The 19,367-nt window shown below is 68.9% G+C and carries 15 protein-coding genes and 4 pseudogenes; 8 read left to right on the top strand and 11 right to left on the bottom strand.

Translation table 11 applies throughout. From position 1 onward, the window contains the following. Window positions 1–239 precede the first annotated feature (239 nt). Complete coding sequence (locus AC07CM_RS34495; protein ID WP_478880418.1) at window positions 240–1,151, bottom strand: LLM class flavin-dependent oxidoreductase; 912 nt, start codon at window positions 1,149–1,151, stop codon at window positions 240–242. Window positions 1,152–1,213: 62 nt separating this feature from the next. Between AC07CM_RS34495 and AC07CM_RS34490 the strand changes: the two genes are divergently transcribed. From AC07CM_RS34490 to AC07CM_RS34480, 3 genes and pseudogenes are all read left to right on the top strand, one after another. Continuing rightward, window positions 1,214–1,675, top strand: a complete 462-nt coding sequence (locus tag AC07CM_RS34490) for a MarR family winged helix-turn-helix transcriptional regulator (protein ID WP_478880417.1) — start codon at window positions 1,214–1,216, stop codon at window positions 1,673–1,675. Window positions 1,676–1,860: 185 nt separating this feature from the next. Beyond that, window positions 1,861–2,400, top strand: a complete 540-nt coding sequence (locus AC07CM_RS34485; protein ID WP_478880416.1) for a GNAT family N-acetyltransferase — start codon at window positions 1,861–1,863, stop codon at window positions 2,398–2,400. A 130-nt stretch (window positions 2,401–2,530) separates the two neighbouring features. Continuing rightward, window positions 2,531–3,186: pseudogene (locus AC07CM_RS34480) on the top strand (IS5 family transposase); the annotation flags it as partial. Window positions 3,187–3,412: 226 nt separating this feature from the next. Here the strand turns inward: AC07CM_RS34480 and AC07CM_RS34475 are convergent. Further along, window positions 3,413–4,449 (bottom strand): annotated as a pseudogene (locus AC07CM_RS34475) (NAD(P)H-dependent glycerol-3-phosphate dehydrogenase). Continuing rightward, entirely contained in the window at window positions 4,446–4,727 is a 282-nt protein-coding gene (locus tag AC07CM_RS34470) for a hypothetical protein (protein WP_478880415.1), read from the bottom strand. The pseudogene AC07CM_RS34475 and the gene AC07CM_RS34470 overlap by 4 nt, the downstream one beginning before the upstream one ends. An 806-nt stretch (window positions 4,728–5,533) precedes the next feature. On the opposite strand from AC07CM_RS34470, the gene AC07CM_RS34465 reads away from it, so the two are divergent. Further along, complete coding sequence (locus AC07CM_RS34465) at window positions 5,534–7,264, top strand: cupin domain-containing protein (protein ID WP_478880414.1); 1,731 nt, start codon at window positions 5,534–5,536, stop codon at window positions 7,262–7,264. A gap of 684 nt (window positions 7,265–7,948) precedes the next feature. Here the strand turns inward: AC07CM_RS34465 and AC07CM_RS34460 are convergent. Then, entirely contained in the window at window positions 7,949–10,006 is a 2,058-nt protein-coding gene (locus tag AC07CM_RS34460; RefSeq protein WP_478880413.1) for an nSTAND3 domain-containing NTPase, read from the bottom strand. A 639-nt stretch (window positions 10,007–10,645) separates the two neighbouring features. On the opposite strand from AC07CM_RS34460, the gene AC07CM_RS34455 reads away from it, so the two are divergent. The 4 genes and pseudogenes from AC07CM_RS34455 to AC07CM_RS34440 all read left to right on the top strand — a co-directional run bounded on the left by AC07CM_RS34455 (window position 10,646) and on the right by AC07CM_RS34440 (window position 12,958). After that, complete coding sequence (locus tag AC07CM_RS34455; RefSeq protein WP_478880412.1) at window positions 10,646–11,572, top strand: S8 family peptidase; 927 nt, start codon at window positions 10,646–10,648, stop codon at window positions 11,570–11,572. A gap of 41 nt (window positions 11,573–11,613) precedes the next feature. Further along, a pseudogene (locus AC07CM_RS34450) lies at window positions 11,614–11,909 on the top strand (dihydrofolate reductase family protein); the annotation flags it as partial. Window positions 11,910–12,095: 186 nt separating this feature from the next. Then, a complete protein-coding gene (locus AC07CM_RS34445) occupies window positions 12,096–12,569 on the top strand; it encodes a VOC family protein (protein ID WP_478880411.1) in 474 nt (157 codons plus the stop codon). A gap of 30 nt (window positions 12,570–12,599) precedes the next feature. Then, window positions 12,600–12,958 (top strand): annotated as a pseudogene (locus tag AC07CM_RS34440) (UBP-type zinc finger domain-containing protein). A gap of 33 nt (window positions 12,959–12,991) precedes the next feature. On the opposite strand, the gene AC07CM_RS34435 reads toward AC07CM_RS34440, so the two are convergent. From AC07CM_RS34435 to AC07CM_RS34405, 7 genes are all read right to left on the bottom strand, one after another. After that, on the bottom strand, window positions 12,992–13,927 hold the full coding sequence (locus AC07CM_RS34435) for a DUF5996 family protein (RefSeq protein ID WP_478880480.1): 936 nt from the start codon (window positions 13,925–13,927) through the stop codon (window positions 12,992–12,994). A 490-nt stretch (window positions 13,928–14,417) separates the two neighbouring features. Next, window positions 14,418–15,041 carry an OmpA family protein gene (locus tag AC07CM_RS34430; RefSeq protein WP_478880410.1) on the bottom strand — a complete coding sequence of 208 codons (624 nt, stop codon included), beginning with the start codon at window positions 15,039–15,041 and terminating at the stop codon, window positions 14,418–14,420. A gap of 11 nt (window positions 15,042–15,052) precedes the next feature. Next, a complete protein-coding gene (locus AC07CM_RS34425) occupies window positions 15,053–15,637 on the bottom strand; it encodes a hypothetical protein (protein ID WP_478880409.1) in 585 nt (194 codons plus the stop codon). 52 nt (window positions 15,638–15,689) lie between these two features. Further along, window positions 15,690–16,289 (bottom strand): pilus assembly protein TadG-related protein, encoded by a 600-nt coding sequence (locus AC07CM_RS34420; RefSeq protein ID WP_478880408.1) that lies wholly within the window; start codon window positions 16,287–16,289, stop codon window positions 15,690–15,692. Then, on the bottom strand, window positions 16,286–16,504 hold the full coding sequence (locus AC07CM_RS34415) for a Flp family type IVb pilin (RefSeq protein ID WP_478880407.1): 219 nt from the start codon (window positions 16,502–16,504) through the stop codon (window positions 16,286–16,288). Before AC07CM_RS34415 ends, AC07CM_RS34420 begins: the two co-directional genes overlap by 4 nt. Before the next feature lie 232 nt (window positions 16,505–16,736). After that, on the bottom strand, window positions 16,737–17,813 hold the full coding sequence (locus tag AC07CM_RS34410) for a response regulator transcription factor (protein WP_478880406.1): 1,077 nt from the start codon (window positions 17,811–17,813) through the stop codon (window positions 16,737–16,739). Window positions 17,814–17,826: 13 nt separating this feature from the next. After that, window positions 17,827–19,275, bottom strand: coding sequence for a sensor histidine kinase (locus AC07CM_RS34405; RefSeq protein ID WP_478880405.1), 1,449 nt, complete (start codon window positions 19,273–19,275; stop codon window positions 17,827–17,829). Window positions 19,276–19,367: the final 92 nt, after the last annotated feature.

Here is a 19,367-nt window from a genome sequence, read left to right as displayed (position 1 = left end):
AACGACGTCCCCGGTTGTCTGCGATCGCCGCCGCACGCACGAGAACGTCCGTCGCTCGTCAGCCCAGCCCTGAGCCATCGCACCTTCCAGCAGCAGTGACTCCAGTACGGGCAAAGTCACGGTCGTCGGCCTTGGGCCGCTTGGCCGGCCCCGAAGGGCCTTATGCGCCGCCCTCGCGGCCCGTGCCCCGGAGCCTGCCGGGGCAGGGGGCGATGCGCGGCCGAGTAGCGGAGACACCGTCAGGCACCGCTCTCACGGACAGGGGTGACGATCTCGTCTACAAGCCAGCGGGCGGCATTGTCCGGATACGGGCGAGGCAGCGCGAGCACGACGTGCCGGATGCCGGCGGCGGCGAGTGCGCGGACGTGGGTGCGGGTGGCGGCGGGGTCGGCGTAGTCGACGATGATCTGCGCGGAGCGGGTGATCTCGGCGGGGTCGCGGCCGATCGCCGCGCAGTGCGCGTCCAGGACGCGGGCGCGCTCGGCGATCCAGTCGGCGCCGTTGTGGGGCGCGCCGGGGACGTTCCAGATGTCGGCGTGTTCGGCGATGATGCGCAGCGTGCGGTCGCCCCAGCCGCCGAGCAGCAGCGGAGGGCCGCCGGACCGGACCGGGCCGGGGCCGTTGCGGGTGCCGCGCAGGGTGGTGAAGGGGCCGTCGTGGTCGAAGACATCCTCGGTCCACATGCGGCGCAGGATGGTGATTGTCTCGGTGAGGCGGGACAGGCCCTCACCGGGACTCGGGAGCGGGAGGCCGTAGGCGGCGTACTCGGCAACGGCCGGGTTGGGGCCGTCGGGCTGTCGGGTGCCGCCGACGCCCAGGCCCATGATCAGGCGCCCGTTGGAGATCGCGTCCACGGTGGTGGCGATCTTTCCGAGGTGTGCGGGGGTTCGCAGCGTGTTGCTGGTGACGAGCAGGCCGAGGCGGAGCCGAGTGGTGCGAGCGGCCAGCGCGGACAGCAAGGTCCAGCCCTCCAGGACGGCACCGCCGGACGGTCCGGCCAGCGGCATCAGGTGGTCCCACAGCCAGGCGTCGTCCAGTTCGGGTAGGTCGTCGGCCTCCTCCCAGACGCGGAGGATCTCGTCGTAGGCCAGGTGCATGGGCGTCGTCTTGACGCCGAAGCGGAGCGTGCGCCGGGGCTGATCAACAGACATAACCATCAACATAGTGGATCGTCAGTACTGCTGACTATCAGGGCGATGGTTAAGATGCCGGAATGGCGGAAAATGGCGACGGCGGGCCCACGGTCGAGGAACTGCTCGAGACGCGGCTGGGCTACCTGCTCAAGCACGCGCAGTTGCGGCTGGCGGAGCACGCCGGGCCCGCACTGGCCCCATTCGGGCTGGACGCACGAGAGTTGGCGGTGCTCGCGGTCCTGGCAGCGGGCCGCCCGCTGTCGCAACTGGAGGCCGCGCGGCGGCTGGGCGTGGACCGCACGACGATGGTCGCGCTCATCGACGCGCTGGAGGCAAAGGGGTTGGTGGAGCGGCGCCGCAGTGAGGAGGACCGCCGCCGCAACGTCGTTGAGTTGACGAAGCGGGGCAGGCGGGTGCGGGCCGATGCAGAGGACGCCCGCGAGGCGGCGGAACGCGAGTTCCTCGCCCCGCTCGGCGAGAAGGAAGCGGTGCGACTGGTGAAGGCGCTACAGATGCTGGTCAGAAACCCGAACAGGCCCTGAAGGCCCCCCTCGTCCGACCGTAATGCCTCGGCGGAGATCGCGGAGCTGTCCGAGGGCCAGGCGACTTCATCGCGGAGTCGTTCGTTCTCCTCGTGCAGTTTCCGGTCGGCGCCTCACGGCGCTCTCATCACTGTCTCATGCGACTTCGTGTTCGGTTGTTTTGACCATCTGTTAGCGTGCGGCGGATGGAAGATCTTGGAGTCGTGGCTTGGCCGCCCGAGCCGATTCGGACCGAGCGGCTCGTGCTCCGTGAGCCCGAGGCGCGGGACCGTGCGACGTTCATCGAGCTGCTCGCCTCGCCAGAGGTGCACACCTACCTCGGCGGCCCCCGCCCGCGTGACGAGCTCGAGCGCGAGACGCCTGAGGTGCCCGAGCAGTGGCCCGGAAGTTTCGTCGTTGATCTCGACGGGGCGATGATCGGCCAGATCCTGCTCAGGAGAGCAACCGGGCACCGCCGCCCGGCTGCCGCGGGCAAGGCCGATCTCGGCTACCTGTTCCTGCCGCGGGCGTGGGGATTCGGGTACGCGGCCGAGGCGTGCGCGGCGGCACTCGGCTGGTTCGACGGCGTCCTTCCCGGCGGGCCAGTGGTGCTCACCACCCAGACCGCCAACGTCGGCTCGATGCGCCTCGCGGCGAAGCTGGGGTTCACCGAGGTGGAGCGGTTCGAGGCATGGGGCGCCGAGCAGTGGCTCGGCATGTGGTCCCCGCTCACGCCGTCCAGCTGAGTTCGTGGCGGAGTCGCCGGGGAGCAGCCGGGGAGCACCCGCTCATCCACGCGTGCGAGCGGCCTGCAACCGCGACTTGCCCGCGCGCATGCCGGACATCACACCTGAGCCGTTCCGTTCGGTTCCTCTGATCGTTGGTTCAGGTGCGCCGTTAGGCGACGCGGAGTGGCCGTGGATCGAGCCGTTGTTGCCGGACCGGACGCTCGGGCGAGGTAGGCGGTGGCGGGATCTCCGTGAGGTGATCGATGCGATCGCCTGGAAGTTCCAGACGGGGTTGCGGTGGGTGCACCGGCCGGAGAAGCACGGGGACTGGCGCGGGGTCTGCGACCGGTTGCGGATGTGGGCCGTTGACGGCACCTGGGAGGATGTCTTCACTCCGATGGCACAGGCCGATGCCGATGAGGACCTGAACGGGGCGGTCTCGGTGGACTCCAGGATCGTGCGCGCGCATCAGCACGCGGCCGGGGCTCGTAAAAAAGGGCCCGGCCGACGAGCCGCACGACCATGCCGTCGGCCGGTCCAGCGGAGGACTGACGACGAAGGTCCACCTCGCAGCCGACGACCGCTGCCGGCCGCTGGCCTTCGTGCTGACTGCCGGGCAGGCCGGTGATGCACCTGCTTTCCCCGACGTGATGGCTCGCCTGTGCGTACCCGCCCGCGGGGGCGGCCTCGCACCCGGCCCAATGTGGTCCTGGCCGGCAAGGCGTACTCCTCACGCGCCATCCGCGAACACCTGCACAAACGCCGTACCGGGCGGTCGTCCCGATCCCAGCGGACCAACGCGGTCAACCTACTGCACCACCTTTTGAAGGTCAGTAGGAGTTCCCAAAGAACGACATCAAGCACATCTTTCAGCGCAGCCAGCGGACGGGCAGGGGGGTGAAGCCGGTGACCATCCAGGCCACCAGGCCGAGGGTGAGGGCTATCGGGGCAGCGGACAGCATGGCAGGAACCTCCGGGGAGGTTGGCGAAGCCGAAGGGGTGGGCGGCCCGTGTAGCGAGCGGCCGGGGGTCAACGCTCGGGCTTGGGGGGACGCTGCATCAGCGCGGCCGCAGCTTCGATCAGGGTGACCTTCTCGTGCAACAGAGCGGAGACCACGGAGGTGATCGGCATCTCGATGTCGTGAGCGTGGGCCAGGGCGAGAACGGCCTCTGCGCTCTTGACACCCTCGGCGGTCTGCCGGGTGGCGGCTGTTGCTTCCTCGACGTTCAAGCCGCGGCCGAGGAGGGTGCCGAAGGTGCGGTTCCGGGACAGTGGCGAGGAGCAGGTGGCGACGAGGTCGCCCAGGCCGGCCAGCCCGGCGAGGGTGGCGGGGCGGGCTCCCATGGCGACCGCCAGCCGGGTGGTCTCTGCCAGCCCGCGAGTGATGAGCATGGCCGTCGCGTTGTCTCCCAGGCCCATACCCGAGGCGACGCCGACCGCGAGGGCGATGACGTTCTTCACCGCGCCGCCCAACTCGCAGCCGATGACATCGGTGCTGGTGTAGGAGCGGAAGTACGGGGTGTGGCACGCCTGCTGGAAGCGGCGGGCGGCTTCCGCGTCCGGGCAGGCGACGGTGGCCGCGGCGGGCTGGCGACGGTGGCCGCGGCGGGCTGGCCTTCCATAATCTCGCGTGCCAGGTTCGGGCCCGAGAGCACGGCGACCCGGTCCGCACTCACGTCGGCCACCTCGGTGATGATCTGGCTCGCCCTCAGCCCGCTGCTCTGCTCGATGCCCTTCATCAGCGACACGACCACGGTGTCGGGTCCGATGTCGGGTGCCCAGGTGGCGAGGTTGGTGCGCAGGGTCTGGGCAGGGATGGACAGCACCAGGAAACCGGCTCCGTCCAGCGCGACGGTCTGATCGGTCGTCGCGGTCAGGGCGGCAGGCAGTGCGATGTCCGGGAAGTAGCCGACGTTCCGGCGCCGGGTGTTGATCCCGTCGGCGATCTCATCCCGGCGGGCGTGCATGACCACGCTGGTGCCGGCGTCGCCCAGGAGCTTCGCGATGGCCGTTCCCCACGAGCCGGCCGAGAACACCGCCGCACGGGTGGGGCGGTTCTGGCTCACTGCGGGGTCCTCTCGGTGGGCACGGATAGCCCGCCCTGGGGGTGGCTGGGCTGGGCCATCGTACCGGCCGCATCGGGCGCGGCCGGTGACGTGCGAGCGCGTCGCAGGGTCAGCAGGGCAGCGCGGCGGCCAGGAAGGACGGGCAGCATCCGGTGTGCCTCCATCAGCAAGTTCTGCGCCGGGACTTCGGCCAGTTCGCGCCGCAGCTCGTCAGCGTGACCGATCCACAGCCGGTAGAGGCGTTCCCACATGGCGGGCTCGCTGGGACGCTCGTCCACGGACTCCAGGATCAGCCCGGCAGCGCGCGCCTGTTCCTCCCATGGGGGTGCGAGCCTCGCTCCAGGCCGACCTCGTCAACGCCCAGGCCCGCAACGCCCGCCTGGCCGCCCGCGTCCAGCAGCTCGAGAAGCGGCTGTCGCAGGCAATGGGTACTCAGGCCGGGAGTCGGGGTTGGGTGTCCCGGCCGACATTGACGAACTTCGACGGAAAATCACCAGTTTGGAGCAGCAGAACGTCGGACTGACCGCCTCGCTCGACGACACCCGGTCCGATCTCGAAGCCGCGCGTGAGGCCAAGCGGGATCTGACCCGAGCCCTGAACCTGAGCGGCTGATCGCATTGAGCGCTCAGTGATGGGTCTTCGGACGCCGGCTGCCAGACATCAGGACCCGCGGGCGGCAAGACCATCTGGTTCAAATGCACGGCGAAATCTGACCTGCCCTCTCACACCGGGCGCCCTGAGGATGGTGGCGACCACAGGCCACGGGGAGGGCAAATGCCGTACAGGATTCACTTCACCGTCGAAGCCGGCATCGACGGGGCCATCCGGCGTCGCCGAGCGCGGCCGGTGGCCGGTTGTAGTAGCGGTCGACGGTGGACAGGGCTGTATCTCCCCGGGCACGCAAACGCACTGAGAGGCTCGTCATGGAGTTCATCAAGTACCACCCACCAGCAAGGCACCAGCCGCCTGGCTCACCGGTGACGTGTGGTGAGACGTCATCGTCGCCGGCCAGGAACCGTCCCGGACGCGCGCGAACCCCGTCCGCTTCTCCCCGGGCGCCCGGATCCACTGGCACGCCCACGCCATGGGCCAGACCCCGTACTTGGTCTCCGGCATCGCCCTGATCGGCACCCGCGACGGCACGGTCTTCGATGCCCACCCCGGCGACACCATCGGCTGCCCTCCCCATGGGAAGCACCGGCACGGTGCCGCCCTCGACCGCTTCGTGGAGCACATCGCCCTGTGGGAGGGCACCGGAAAGCCAGGTGGGGTGAAACGCAGCCGCGACAATCGGGGGTCTTCGGCCGTCGTCCGCTCTTTGTCACTGGCGGTGCGTCGGACGCTCACTCGAACTATCTCGTCAGGGTCTGTCGCCATCGGCTGCGCGTCACAGAGGGTGCGTGCCTACGGCCTCCGCACAGACTTTTGGGCCGACCGGAGGCACGCGCTTGGCGGGCGTGTGGATCACCTCGGACGATGGTGCTCGGATCCCGATGCGGCGCCAGGAGGTGATCGTGTGACGAGTTCTGCCGAAGGAAGTTCCGGCGCGACGGTGCTCGAGCGGCGGGGCCTGCCGAAATCCAAATGGGTGCGGGTAGAAATGGCAGGGGTCCTGCTGGTCCTGCTCCTGACGGCAGTGCCGGTGGGCTGGTGCGGCCGCCAGGATTTCAACGAGGCTCTGACTTTCACGGGCCGCATGACCGGAGCAGCCCTCATGGTGGTGGCTCTCATCATGTTCTTGGGCGTTGCCGCGGTCGCGGACTACTGGGTGCGGGGGCCGGTATCCAACCTCGGAGTGGTCGCGCTGATCAGCACCGGAGTGGCGTTGTTGACGAACTCCTTGCTCCTGGTTCAGACATGGAGCGATGGCGAAAAAGTCGTTTTCCCGGTGCTGTTCGGTGTGCTCACGGTGGGTTCAATTTTGGCTGTTGTCGTGGTGTGGCGGACATTGGACGAGATCCCTGCTCCGAAGCGGGTTGCTGCAGCGCTGATCGTCTCCACGATCCTGGGCGTCGGCAATTTCAGCTACCAGAACCTGTATCAACCGTATCGGCGCGGAGCCAAACCTCTTGTGCATCTGACAGTGGGCAAGGCGGTGCTGAGCAAGGACCGCAAGGCGTTCGCCGTTCCGGTCGACATCACGCTTGAGAACCACAGCGATGTGGGTTTCTACGTGCTCGGTACCGAGTTTCACGCCATGGGAGAAAAGGCCCCGTTGAGCAAGAGTGACCGGCTCCACACACAGTGGCGTGCCGATGCCGAAAATTGGAGCAAATACCGGGAGAAGCTCCCGCTCTCTCGCAGAGATGTCTACCAGCCCGGTCAACTGGTGGCGGCGCAGCCATGGATTCCCACCGGCAACTGGATCGAGGCAAACGACGAGGCAGTCGCTCGAACGGTCGTCCAGCTTCCCATTGACACGCCGTACGACCATTTGGCGTTCTACGCCACCGCGAGTCTTGCGCGCAAAGACCGGCTCGGCTTGGGGAAATCCGAGCCCGTCCGGTATTCCTGGCGCGGTGCCAAGCTCCCTAAATGGCTGCAGGAGGAGGGCGGCGACTCCATTGTCTACCGTTCCGACTTGAAAGAAAACAACGCAATCGACAGCTATACAAGAGAGGCCCGCTGCGTCGCCATTTATTGGCGATTTAATGCACATGGCGTGGATATGGCGGAATCTATCACGCGAAAAAGCGAGGTGAATCGCGAAACCACAGAAAAGGAAAACAGTGATGCGCGAGGCCGATACGGCCTCGTCGACGTACTGGCGGGCCCGATCGAACAGACGCTGTGGGAGATCAAGAGCAGGCACTGACCGGCTTTCCGGCGAACTCGGCGGTGATGGCGCCGGCGGCCCGCCTGTCGGTGTACAGCCGAACGTGCTCAGACAGGCACACGGCTCCGTAACCAGTGCTGGCAGCCTTTCAGGCGAGTGAGGGCCGGGGGCGTCACGCGTTGCCCTCTCCGGTGATGTTCGAGGCAGTTTCGAAAATGTGCGGGCATCTGGTCAACGACGTGGAAGGGGCAGGCGATCGCGGAGTTCTTGCCGCAGTTGACGGTGATCTCGGCGTTGTGAGTTCTAGGTCCCGATCCCGGCAATGATCAGCTCGTCAAACACGCTGGTTCCTGGAACCCGAGGGCGTGTCCGTCCTGGACTGCAACGCCCACTTGGCGGCTCGGTTCGCGCTGTGGCGCAGGAACCACGTGGCACCGGCGGACGTCCCGGTCATGTTCAACACGGAATAATGGGGGATTGAGGAGGGCCTGGAGGGCACGCTCGTCCCCGACGCCACCCGTCCCCGGGACGTAACGGCCTTCGTCCAGCACATCGAAGACACCGGCGGCCTCGACTGAGAATGCCAGGATGCGGTGGCCGGGATGCTCGCGTTTGCCGCTGTGGAGGCGATCGCCGGCTGGGCGGCGCAGGCGGCGGCTCACAGCATCATGCCGATCAGGGTGGCGCGCCGCTGCACGGACGTTGAGGCCAACCATGCCCCCGTCACTCTCGCGCTTGGCCGAGCATGAGCCGCGCGAGATGAATGTGGCGGTGTCCGGGCTCGAGGACTCGCTCCGCGTCCTGGAGGACCTGGGTCAGCAGCTCATGTGCCTGTGCGGTACGGCCTTCGGCCATCAGCGCTTGGCACCTTTGCAGGCGAGTGTGTACGACGTGGGGGTGGTCTGAGCCCAGTACCCGGCTGCGGTCGATCACCAGCTGCGCGAATGCCGCCTCCGCCTCGTCCGTTCGGCCCGCTCGGGCAGCGAGCGCGGCCTGGGTACTCACGATGGCGAGCGTGTGCGGGTCGTCCGGCCCGAGGCAGCGCTGCGCATCTTTCAGAAGCCGCCGCAGCTGGATTTGGGCCCCGGCGAGATCCTCATGAAGGCTGGAGAACCAGATGAGACTGCGCCGGGTGGCGAGGACTTGGGGATGGTCCGGCCCTTCCCGTCGTAATCGGTCCTCCAGGAGAGCCCGCAGCTGCCGTACCGCCGTTCGGGTGTCGCCGGCCTCTCCGGTGAAGTAGGCCTGCTGATGCCGGGCGGCCAGTGTGTCGGTGTGGGTCGGCCCCAGGGCCGCCGTTGTGTCGACCACCAGTTCGCTGAATGCGTCGCCGGCCGCCTGCGCGTCGCCGGCCTCCCCCCTGAAGAAGGCCAGCTGATGCCGGGCCGAGAGCGTCTGGGGGTGGCACGCACCGAGGGCGGCACGCCTGCGCCGTACGACATTCTCGAGATTGCGCACCGCCTGGCGCGGCCAGCCACGGTCTCCGACAGCGATCGCCAGCAGGAAGTCCGCGCCGGCCGCACCCCCGGCCTGGGCCAGTTCGAGTGCCGCGACCGCGCGCGACAGCTGGTTCGCCTGGTGGGCGACCAGACCCATGTCGTAGGCGTCGGCGGCCCCCACCCGGGTCAGCAGTGCCTCCCACAGATGATCCGGCACCGGCGGCAGTCCCGGCGTGTTCAGCAGGTAGTCGAACGCCAGGTAGCCCTGACTGTAGTTGCCGACCAGCAGTCCGCTCGTGGCGTAGGCGGCCTTGCAGGCCCATTGCATCGCCTGCTCGAAAGGCTCGGGTTGCAGGTCGGGCCCGCCGCGCTCAGCGAGATACGGCGGATGGAGTTCCTGGAGCCACTGTCTGCTCACCGGGCGCCGCAGTCCCGAGCGGCGGCAGTCGACCGCCGTGGCCACCACGGCCGCGCCGCGTGGGTTGGTCCCGGGTGCCCAGGCGTTCTCCCAGGCAGCAAGCAATTCGGGGCCCGCTGCGACGACTTCCGCGATGCCGAACCGGTCGCAACTCTGCAGGGCGAGTCGGATCCGCGGATCGGCCTGATGTGCCGCGGCGCGGTGCTGTTCCGTGGGTGACCAGTGACGGGCGAGGCGGATCTTCCTCGCCCGGTCCAGGACCTCTCGCTGGACCCGCCATGCGTCCCGGTCGGATCCGGTGAGCCTGCTTTCCTCCCGGGCGTCATAGCGGCGGTATTCCTGCGACCGCATCGTCGCCAGCACCACGGTACGCCCGGACCGCCCTTGGAGCAGTCCCGCCAGCATGTACGGGGTCAGCCCGTCGGCGCCCAGGAAGTCCTCGAGGTCATCCAGCCACAGGACGGCGCGCCTGCGGCGCCGGGCCACCTCGATGGCGGCATCCAGAGCGGTCCTGGTCAGAGGACGTACGAAGGCGTGCCGGGGAAAGAGCGACCGGGCGACCTCGTAGGCCAGCCGTGTCTTCCCGGCGGTCGACTCACCCACGATGAGAACGAAGCCGCTCTGGGTCAGCGCTTCCCGCAACAGCGGCTCGGCGTCACGTTCCACATAGGGGGGTGCCGGCTGAGCGTGCTGGCCGTCCGCGGGGTGCACGCCGGCCAGTTCGGGACGGTCCAGCTGGTGGAATCTTGGAATGCGGCCCGACGTGGTCCGCAGCAGCGCCGCGGCGTGCGCACCAGAGCGCTGCGGCCGCATGTGGTCCGCTACGAGGCTGTACACGGCCGTGACGGCTGCACCGATTCCGGTGGCGAGGGGACCGGTCGTCCAAGTGGCGGCGAGTCCCAGCGCGCAGGCTCCGATCCCCACAGCGGTCAGGTACTTCAGCCAGCCCCGACTCGGGCCGGCTTCTTGGCGACGAAGTGGCAACACGCTGCCCCCAGGGCGTGATGTGGATGTCCATTCTCGTCGCCGTGTCGGCCTTGTCGACAGCCGCTCGGCTTGAGTAGTCCGCCCGCCGGGCGGTGGCCGACTGTCACCGGTCCCCGTAGTTCTCCGGGGTGACCGTCACGGTGCATCTCCTTCGGCGTCAGATGACCTGTCGGCCCGGTGCCGGACCGCGGGGAGGGGGCGGCCCGGGCACCGAGAGGGGGCCCGCTCGCTCGGTGATCGTTGGTGTGCGGTGGCGTTGGGACGGCGCACCCTCGGTGTGGGCGACCGGCTGTGAAGGTCCGTCGGTTCTGCGGCCCGATCCGCCCGCCTGGCTGGAACCGTTCGCCCCCCGGGGTCGTCTTGTGCGCTGACCGTGCACGAAGCAGGGGGGACGTTGTGACGCGGAACGTGACGAGGGCCGGTCTCATGGTGGTGGCCATGGTGACGGTGCTGGGGGCCTCGGCCTGTGGTGGGGAAGCCGGCGCGGCGGCCGGGGGGAGCGGCGGGAAGCTCCCTGCGCAGGGGAAGGCGGAGGCATCCTCGGGGGACGGGGCGGCGCCGACGTCTCCCGGAACTGTGGAAAAGCTGTCCGGGATCGCACCGGGCGCGGCGGCGCCCATCACCCGGAACGTGCCGTGGAACCTGGACATTCTGGACCAGCGGTCGCGGCCCCTGAACGGGAAGTTCACCGCCACCGCCACCGGCAAGGGCGTTCACGTCTACGTGATCGACACCGGGATGGACATCGCCCACAAGGAGTTCGGCGGACGTGCCCACCTCGGGGCCGATTTCGTGGGCGCCAAGGACTCCGGTGACTGCTTCAGCGAGGCAGGGACCGGTCACGGCACGTTCGTCGCGGGCGTCATCGGCGGGGCAAGGTACGGGGTGGCGCCCAAAGCGGAACTCGTACGGGTCCAGGGCGTCTTGTGCGAGAGCGGGGGCGGTGGCTCCCCGGCGCAGGCCGAGGCGGCCCTGGTGAAGTCGGTCAAGTGGGTCACCGCGCACGCGCAGAAGCCTGCGGTGGTGAACATGTCGCTCAACCTCGACCATCGTTCGGGGGCCCTGGAGTTGGCCGTGAAGAGGATGGTCGACGCAGGGATCCCCACGGTGGTGTCGGCCGGCAACTTCCATGACGACGCCTGCAAGCACTCTCCGGCCGGTGTCCCCGGCACGATCGTCGTGGCGGCCTCCACCTCGAACGACCGTGCGTGGAGTGACGGCGGTTCCTACGGATCGGGCTACGGACGGTGCGTGGACCTGTACGCCCCCGGCCAGAAGGTGACTGCCGCCCTCGCAGGTGGCGGTACCACCACGGAGAACGACGGCGCGACGTCCTGGGCCGCACCGCATGCGACCGGCGTGATCGCGCTGTACTTGTCCGCCCATCCCCACGCCACGGCCAACGAGGTCCACGTCTGGCTCGATCACACGGCAACCCGCGGTGTCGTGCGCGGCGTCCGTTCCGACACTCCCAACCGGCTTTTGAACACGGGCGGCCTGTGACCGGTCCCGGCCGGGCTGCGGTTGCACGCTCACCCGAGTGCGTACAGGCGGTGCAGGGCAGTGCCCGTCTGGCTTGCGGCGGCCTGGCGGAGGAGATCGAGCGGTTGCGGGCTGAGCCGGGGGAGGGTGACATCGCGATCGGCGGCGCGACACTTGCCGCCGAGGCGGCGAGGCGGCCGCGTCGGGTCTGATCGACGAGTACCGGATCATGGTCTACCCGGTGCTGGTTGGCGGTGGCATTCCGTTCTTGCTCCAGCGCGAGCGCCGGGTGGATCTCGGACTCGTCGAGACCCGCACCTTCAGCTCGAGAGTCGTCTACCTCCGCCACCGCGTGGCGCACTGGCCTCGGGCTTTCACGCGGCTCGGTGTCCAGCACGTCATCAGGCCAGTAGAAAGTGCCTCTGACCAGCGAGAATGAGGATGGTCGACGTCCGTGTTCCCACCCCAACCCGAGGCACTTCCCAGGTGAAAGGGCGCACTGGCTGATAATGCCGCACGGCCATCCGCGCCATACGCTCGACATATGTCCGACGTCACGTCTGCCGGCGCCACAGCCGACGACCTTCCTGCACCGGCCGAGGGCCTGGTGCTCACGCACTTCCTCACGGTCAGCGATGTCCCTCGCTCGCGGGCGTTCTACGCCGACGTACTGGGTGGAACGGTGGTGTTGGAAGAGAACCCCTGCATCGTCAAAGCCGCCAACAGCTGGATCATCATGAACCCGGGCGGCGGGCCCACCGACGACAAACCCGATGTCGTCCTGCGCACACCGGAGGACCCCAACACCGTCTCCAGCTTTCTGAACGTACGGGTGGCGGACATCCACGACTTCTACGCCACGGCGACCGCCAAAGGGGCCGAGTTCCTCACCCCGCCCATCGACCGCCGCGCCGAGCTGCGCTGCTATATGCGCGATCCGGACGGCTACCTCATCGAGGTGGGCCAGGCCACGGGGCTGCTCAAAGGCATCCTGGCGCGCACCAGCACCAAAACCTGACGACGGCGCCTCATCAGGGAAGCAGCCCTCATGCCACAGGGCCAGATCCCAGGCCTCGATCCAACCGCCACTCCCGGCGGAGCAGGGTCCGTGGAATGCATGGCGGGCGACGGACCGGGGTGGTGGTTCCACCTGCGGCGCTGCGCGGCGTGCGGGCATGCCGGCTGCTGCGATTCCTCACCCTCACAGCACGGAGGGAAGCACGTGCGCGAGGCGGGGCACCCCTTCCTGACCAGCCTCGAACCGGGAGAGTGCCGGTTCTGGAATATCGAGACCGGCCAGTGCTACGAGGGGCCGGAGTCGGCCCCGCCCACCGCGCACCCGGCCTCGCAGCCCACTACGGGCCCCCGGGGCAAGGTCCCGGGGACTGGGAGAGTCAGCTCCACTGACCGCGCTCGATCGTTGGTCTCCCGGTCCCGGAGTCAGATCTGCCGGAGCGGGTCCGTGATGCCTCCGGGGCACGCGAGCGCCGCGATGTCCCATCCGGCGCGTCCGGCCCCGGCCCGGTAGGCGCTTTCGTAGAAGGCGAGGACGATTGCACGGGGATCGGTCTGGACGCGGGCCACGTCGTAGCGCAGCACGGCCAGGTGGCTGTCGCCGCGCGTGACCCACCGCGCGGACGCGGGGCTGAGCGGCTCCCCGGCCAGGCCGGCGGGCTCGGGGGCGGTGTAGGAGTAGAAGGCGGGCTCGGTGAAGGTGTCGTCGCCGAACCAGAAGCCGAAGCTGATCACTTCCCGGGAGTACGCCTCCCGGGTGACGGGGTCGGCCTGCCGGGGCTGGTCGATCTGTCGCCCGGAGAACCGGCTGTGGGCGATGTCGAAGGTGTGCCAGAAGTGGTGCACCGGGCTGGTCTTTCCCGAGTAGCCCGCCGCGAACTCCTCCAGCACGGACGCCACCTGGCTCAGGACCCGCCAGTAGCGGTTGGCGGCCACGGGATCGTAGGTCGCGTGATCGGTGTCCTGGGCGAACGGCCGGCCGGCATCGGGCAGGTCGAAGGGCCTGGGAATGGCGATGTCCACCCGAACGCCCAGCGCGGTCAGAGCGGCCAGGGTCGCGTCGTGGAAGGACGCGACGGACTGGCCCGGAAGCGGGAAGGACCGCTCTTCGCCGTCCAGCGTCGCGACGATGAGCCGGTGGTCGACGAAGTCGAAGTCGATCGTGAAGATCCGATTCCCGTCGACCTGCCGCATCGGACGCGTGGTGATGCCGCGCCCCGTGACATGGAACGGGACGTTCCACCAGTGGTTGCACCGGGCGCTCGCCGCCAGACGGATCTTGCCGACGATCTGTGCGAAGCGGTGCAGTGTCTCCTTGGTGTCCCGCCACTCCGTCAGCGGCATCGGTGGGAACAGGTCCATCACGCTCCCATGATGACCCCGTGGGCGGCGTCCGGCACCCGCGCCGGGGGGGCGGAGGGAGCGGTCCACGGCGCCGGGCCGGGTTTCTGAAAGGTTGCCGCCCGGTACATCGCGCTGGAAACCCTCCCCGCCGGCTTTGCCACCGCTCCCCTGTACGCCGGTGGTGGCCGTCCCGGCCGGCGCCACCAGCGCGGACGCTCACCTCAGCGCGTCCACCGCCCCGTCCTCTCCGCTCCTTCCCCGGTTCCTTCGGCTCGCCCCGCTCGGATCCTTTCGTGTGGGTGACGCGGTCGGGTGTGGGTGGCTCTGGTGGTGTTGGGGCCCTCCGCGCGCTGTCGGGGGAGTGCAGTGCGCGGAGGGCGGCCCTTCGCGCACTGTTGGGGGGTGCTTCAGTGCGCGAAGGGCAGTCTGTGTGGGGTGGTGTCGTGGGGGGCCCGCCGGGACCTCACGGGTTGCGGGTTCTTGAGGGTCTCGGGTTCTGGGGGCGGTGTCAGTTGTGGGTGTGGGGGATGGTGATTTCGACGCGCCGGTTCTTTTTGCGGCCGTTTTCTGTGGTGTTGTCGGCGATGGGGTATTGCTCGGCGTAGCCGCGTGTGTCGTAGGTGATACCCGGGTTGTTCAGCTTGTGGGAGAGCACGTGCTGGACGGCGTCGGCGCGTTGTCTGGACAGGGTGAGGCCGTGTTGGCGGGTGCCGAGGTTGTCCGTGAAGCCGAAGACCCGGACGTGTGTCGCCTTGCGCCTATTGATCTCTGCGGCGATCGCGTCGATCCGTGACTTGGCCTGGTCGTTGAGTTTGGCGCTGTCTTTGGTGAAGAGTACGTCGGCTTGCAGGGCGAACGTGAGGTGCGTGTTGGTGTCTTCCCGGCGTTCCTGACCGTTCTGGTCTTCGACTGCGGAGGTGATGTCGAGGACTTTGGGTGCGGCGATGGTGGCGCCTTCTGGAGGTTTGAGGTCGGGGTCGTCTGGGTCGACCTTGACGGGTTCGGACGTGGGGGGCTTGCTGGGGCCGGTGTCAGCGTGGGCGGTTGCGGCGGTGTGGAGGTTGGCGGCGATGAGGAGGGTGGCGGTGGTGAGGGCGAAGGTGAGACGTGGGCGGGTGGGGGTGGGGGTCATGGCGGGCCGCCTCACCCGGAGATCTTGACGGTGGCGGCGGTGAAGCCGGGCAGTTGCAGGGTGACGTCGTCGGCACTGGTCGGGGGTGCGGGGAACTGCATGAAGACTGCGATGGTGTGGCCTGCTGCGATCGTCGTGAGACCGGTTGTCGTCAGGGGCCGTCCGTCGGTGTCACGCAGTACGTAGTAGCGCTTCTTGCCCTGCGTGTCTATGAGGGTGGCGCCGCCCAGCGAGGTGCCGTGTTTGAGGATTTCTGTCTCGTCCCCGCGGACCTGGGACGGGATGACCAGCGACGTGGCGCCGTTGTTCGTGAACTGCCCGTTCACCGTGACGAAGCCGCCCGGATCGCGTTGGACGGAGGTGATCTGCAGGAGCAGGCCGTCCGGGCCGCGCAGCTCGGCCAACAAAGCCTGCGAGGGCCTGTCCTGAGTGCTTTGGTGGGGTCCGCTGCCCTTCGTGGTCGATGCCGGCGTGTTCGGCTTCTCGCCACCACCACTGCTGCCGTCGCTGCAGCCGGCCGCACCGGCGGCCAGGGCGGCTGCGAGTATCAGTGCGGCCAGCCTTTGGTGGGTGTTCGCAGTGGACCTGATGCTCATCGCTCCTGTTGTTCCTTCGTCGCTCGTCGCTCGTTGCTCGTTGTGTGCTTGTTCAGTCGGCCAGGCGCACGTCGAAGAGGTCCTGGGGTTTGGGCAGGTCGGTGAGGTGTTCCGGGTCGAGGTCGAAGTCCCTGTGGTGGCAGGTGAGGTGGGGCAGTTGGTCGGGTCCGGCGTCTCCGGGAGGGGGTGTGATCGTGCAGAGCGGTGTGATCACGGCCCTGGCGTGGGCCCGGGAGTGTTTGTCCTTGGTGGCGGGCACGATCGAGGCGCCGATGGCCTTGTCCGTCTCGACCTCGACGGAGTAGGCGAGCGCACCGCTGGGTGTGCAATCCAGTACGTGGGCGTCATTGCGTGAGGCGAGCTCGGACGCGCGCCGGCACGAGGAGCGGAGCTCTTGGTCGTTGCCGTCGAAGATCTGCTGCCACGTGGCCGGGTTGAGCACGTCTTTCACCCACTCGCCGGCGAGCTGGTCCCGTTTGTCCTGGGCGGCTGCGAGTGCGGCGGCGTCGGCCGCGGTCTGTGCACCGCCACGGCTCACCGTTGCCTGGCCGAGGGCGAAGTAGGCGAGCGCGAGGAAGAGCAGGCCTCCCACCACCGTGATGTAGATGGGGAAGGCCTGCCCTGCGTCGCCGTAGCGTCGCAGTCGGGTCAACTGGGGTTGCCGACCTTGTCGACCAGACTGGTGATCTTGTCGAGGATGGACGAGCCGATGCTGGTCCCCGTGATGGCCAGCACGATCGCCACCACCACCGCGATGATACCCAGGTACTCGACCGCGGTCTGTCCCTTGTCGTCGGCGCGGCTCTGCAGTGCCTCGGTCACGGTGTTCTTCCAGCGAACCGCCGTCTTCAGCATCAGATCGCTCATGGTGTTCTCCTCCGGGTTCAGTCTTGATGCCCTGTGCGACGCCGGAAACGTATGCCGCCACACCCCGTCGGTCTGAGGGTCCCGGGGCCCCATCCCGACCCCAAAGACAGACCCAGCTGTCCCGGCCGCCAAGTAGGCCCCAGCTGTCCCGGCCGCGAACACAGGCCCAGTTGCCCCGGGCCCGAAGGGTGCCACCGCCGCTGCTGCCTCTTGCCGTGACTGTCATCCCGGCTCACCTCGGCCCTCGTGAGGAGGGGCCCGGGCCCGGGGTGGTGCCCAGCCACTTGGCGACGGCTTCGGAGCGTCTGGTGCTGTGGAGCTTGGCGAAGATGCGGTTGATGTGGTTCTTGACGGTCTTCTCGGCGATGAAGCAGGTGGCGGCGATCTGCTGGTTGGTCATGCCGGACGCGATGAGGTCCATGATCTCCTCCTCCCTGGTGCTGAGTTGGAACCTGGACCTGTCGAGGGCAGTCGGGCGGCCCCCGGTCCACCCGGGCGAGGGCTGTACCGGCTGTCCCGCATTCGGTTGCATCTGCGGAAGGTTCCTTTCAGCAGGTGGTCCGGCCGACGTTGGGGGCGTTGGCGGCGCTGCTTCCGGTGTGTGCGCACGGCCCGGGCCCTGCGGGAGAGGCCTTGCCGTGGGTCGCCGGCCCTGCCCTGGGCCCTGCCCCTCACTGGGACTCTGGCCCCGCCACTGGCCGTGGTCGTGCCCGCGGCTCTGCCCCTGCCCCTGGCCCTGCGGACGCGGGTTTCCCATGGGGCCCGGCACCTGTCCCTGTCCGTGGGCCTGTCCAGGGCCCTGGTTGGGGCCCTGCTCGTGGCTCTGCCCGGGGTTGTTGTCTTGGCGCCATTGGGCGAGCAGTGCTCCTGCTGCTGTGGGTGTGAAGTGGGCCCTGCCGTTCTTGATGTCGTGTACTGCCGCGATGAGTTGGTCGGCGGTGAATTCGCCGTGGACGAGGTAGCCGCTTGCGCCGCGGGCGAGGGCTTCCTGGACGGTCCGCGGTTCGTGGCTGTAGGTGAGCATGATGACCGGGGCTATCGGTGTGAGGTAGGGCAGTGCGGAGATGCCGTCCACGCCGGGCATGCGGATGTCGAGGAGGACCACGTCCGGGCGGTGCTCGTGTGCGGCTTCCCAGGCGGAGCGGCCGTCTGCTGCCTGGGCGACCACCGTGATGTCCGCTCGGCCGGAGAGCAGGGCCGTCAGGCCGGCGCGGACGACGGGGTTGTCGTCCGCCACGACGACACGCAGCAGTGCGGCCGGTGCCGCGTGCGGGGGGCTCTCGGGGGGGTTCGATGTCGGATCCTGCATCAGGGGCCTTTTCTCAAAATCGTGGACGGGTCGTGCGGTGGGTGGCTGTGGCCGGTGTGGTCAGGGCGTCCAGGGGGAGTTCCAGGCGGACTTCCGTGCCCGTCGGGTGGCTGCCGGGGCCGATATGGATGCACGCGCCGATGGTGTCGGCGCGTTCGACCATGCCGATCAGGCCGAAGTGGCTGGTGCGGTTGAGTCGTTCGAGTGTGGTGCCGGGGGGCAGGCCGGGTCCGTCGTCGCGGATGCTGATGTGCAGCAGGTCGCCGTGGATGCCCGCGGTGATGTCGAGGCGATTGGGTGCCGCGTGGCGGTGGGCGTTGTCCATCGCTTCGGAGGCGATGGCGAGGATGTGGCGGGCCACGGCGGGCGGCATGAGCAGTTCGGTGTGCTCGCCTGTGGGGTGGTAGGCGGTGGGAAGCTGGGTGCGGTCGGCGAAGGCTTGGGCGTGGACGGCGAGTTCGGCGAGTATGTCGGTGCCGTGGCGGGGGTCGGTTGTGTGGCGCAGGTCGGCGAGGAGTTCGCGGCCCTCGACCGCGGCGCGGCGGGCCGAGCGGGCAACGAGTTCCGCCTGTTGCTTGACCAGGGCCGAGTTCATCTCCTCGGCGCCCGCCGACTGGGTGAGGCCGTCGGCGGCCAGGGCCACGCCGTGCAGGGTCTTGGTGACCGAGTCGTGCATCTCGCGGGCCAGGCGCGTGCGTTCGGCGTCCACCGCCTGGGTGACCGCCAGGCGGGCCTGGATGGTGGTCAGGGCCCGGGTGGCCTCGCCGAAGTGGAGGAGCAGGTTGCGCAGGGTGACGCCGGCCGCGCCGGCGATGACGCACAGACCGGGGAACAGAGCGGACTGGGCCAGGTCCGTGGGCGCAGGCCCGGAACGGGCGTGGACGAGGAGCAGGATCAGCGACTGCAGGGAGGCGAACAGGCCGGCGCCGCGCCAGCCGTAGACGAGCCCGGCGAGAAGGGGTGTGCAGACGCAGACGTAGGCCAGGGTGCTGTCCGGGCCCGCCGCGATCAGGAGCAGGGCGCCGAAGAGGGTGTCCAGGGCCAGCAGAGCTGGGTGGCGCAGGAGGAGGGGGCCGAAGCGTTCCCAGTCCCTGAAGAGGACGTAGGAGCCCATGAAGGTGACCACCACGGCAGCGCCGACCAGGCGGGTGGCCAGGCCGGGAGCGGCGTTGAGGAGCGCGGCGGGCGCGGCGAGGGCGATCATCGCCAGCCGGAAGACGAAGACGTGACGGCACATCGCCTGCAACGCGCTGATCTGGATCTGCTCCGCTGCCAGGCCCTGCGGGCACCGGTCGGCGACTGGACCTCCGGCCGCGCCCACGCCCGGGTCCTCCACGCCGACGACACCGCCCGAGCGAGCGCCGCCGCCGGCTACGGCCTGCCCCCGCGGGCCCTCTGGGCCCTGCGGCTCACGTGGGCTCTTTTGGGAGCTTCCCGTTTTCGAGTACTTGGACCTGGTCATGTTCGCTTGGGAGGACCCGTTCGCTTCCGAGCGGCCTGGTGGGCAGTGTGGGCCTTGTGGCTGTGGGCCTTGCGGCCCCTGTGGGCCCTGTG

Source organism: Streptomyces sp. NPDC044061 (assembly GCF_056434305.1).
This window is presented reverse-complemented; position numbering and strand designations above follow the sequence as displayed.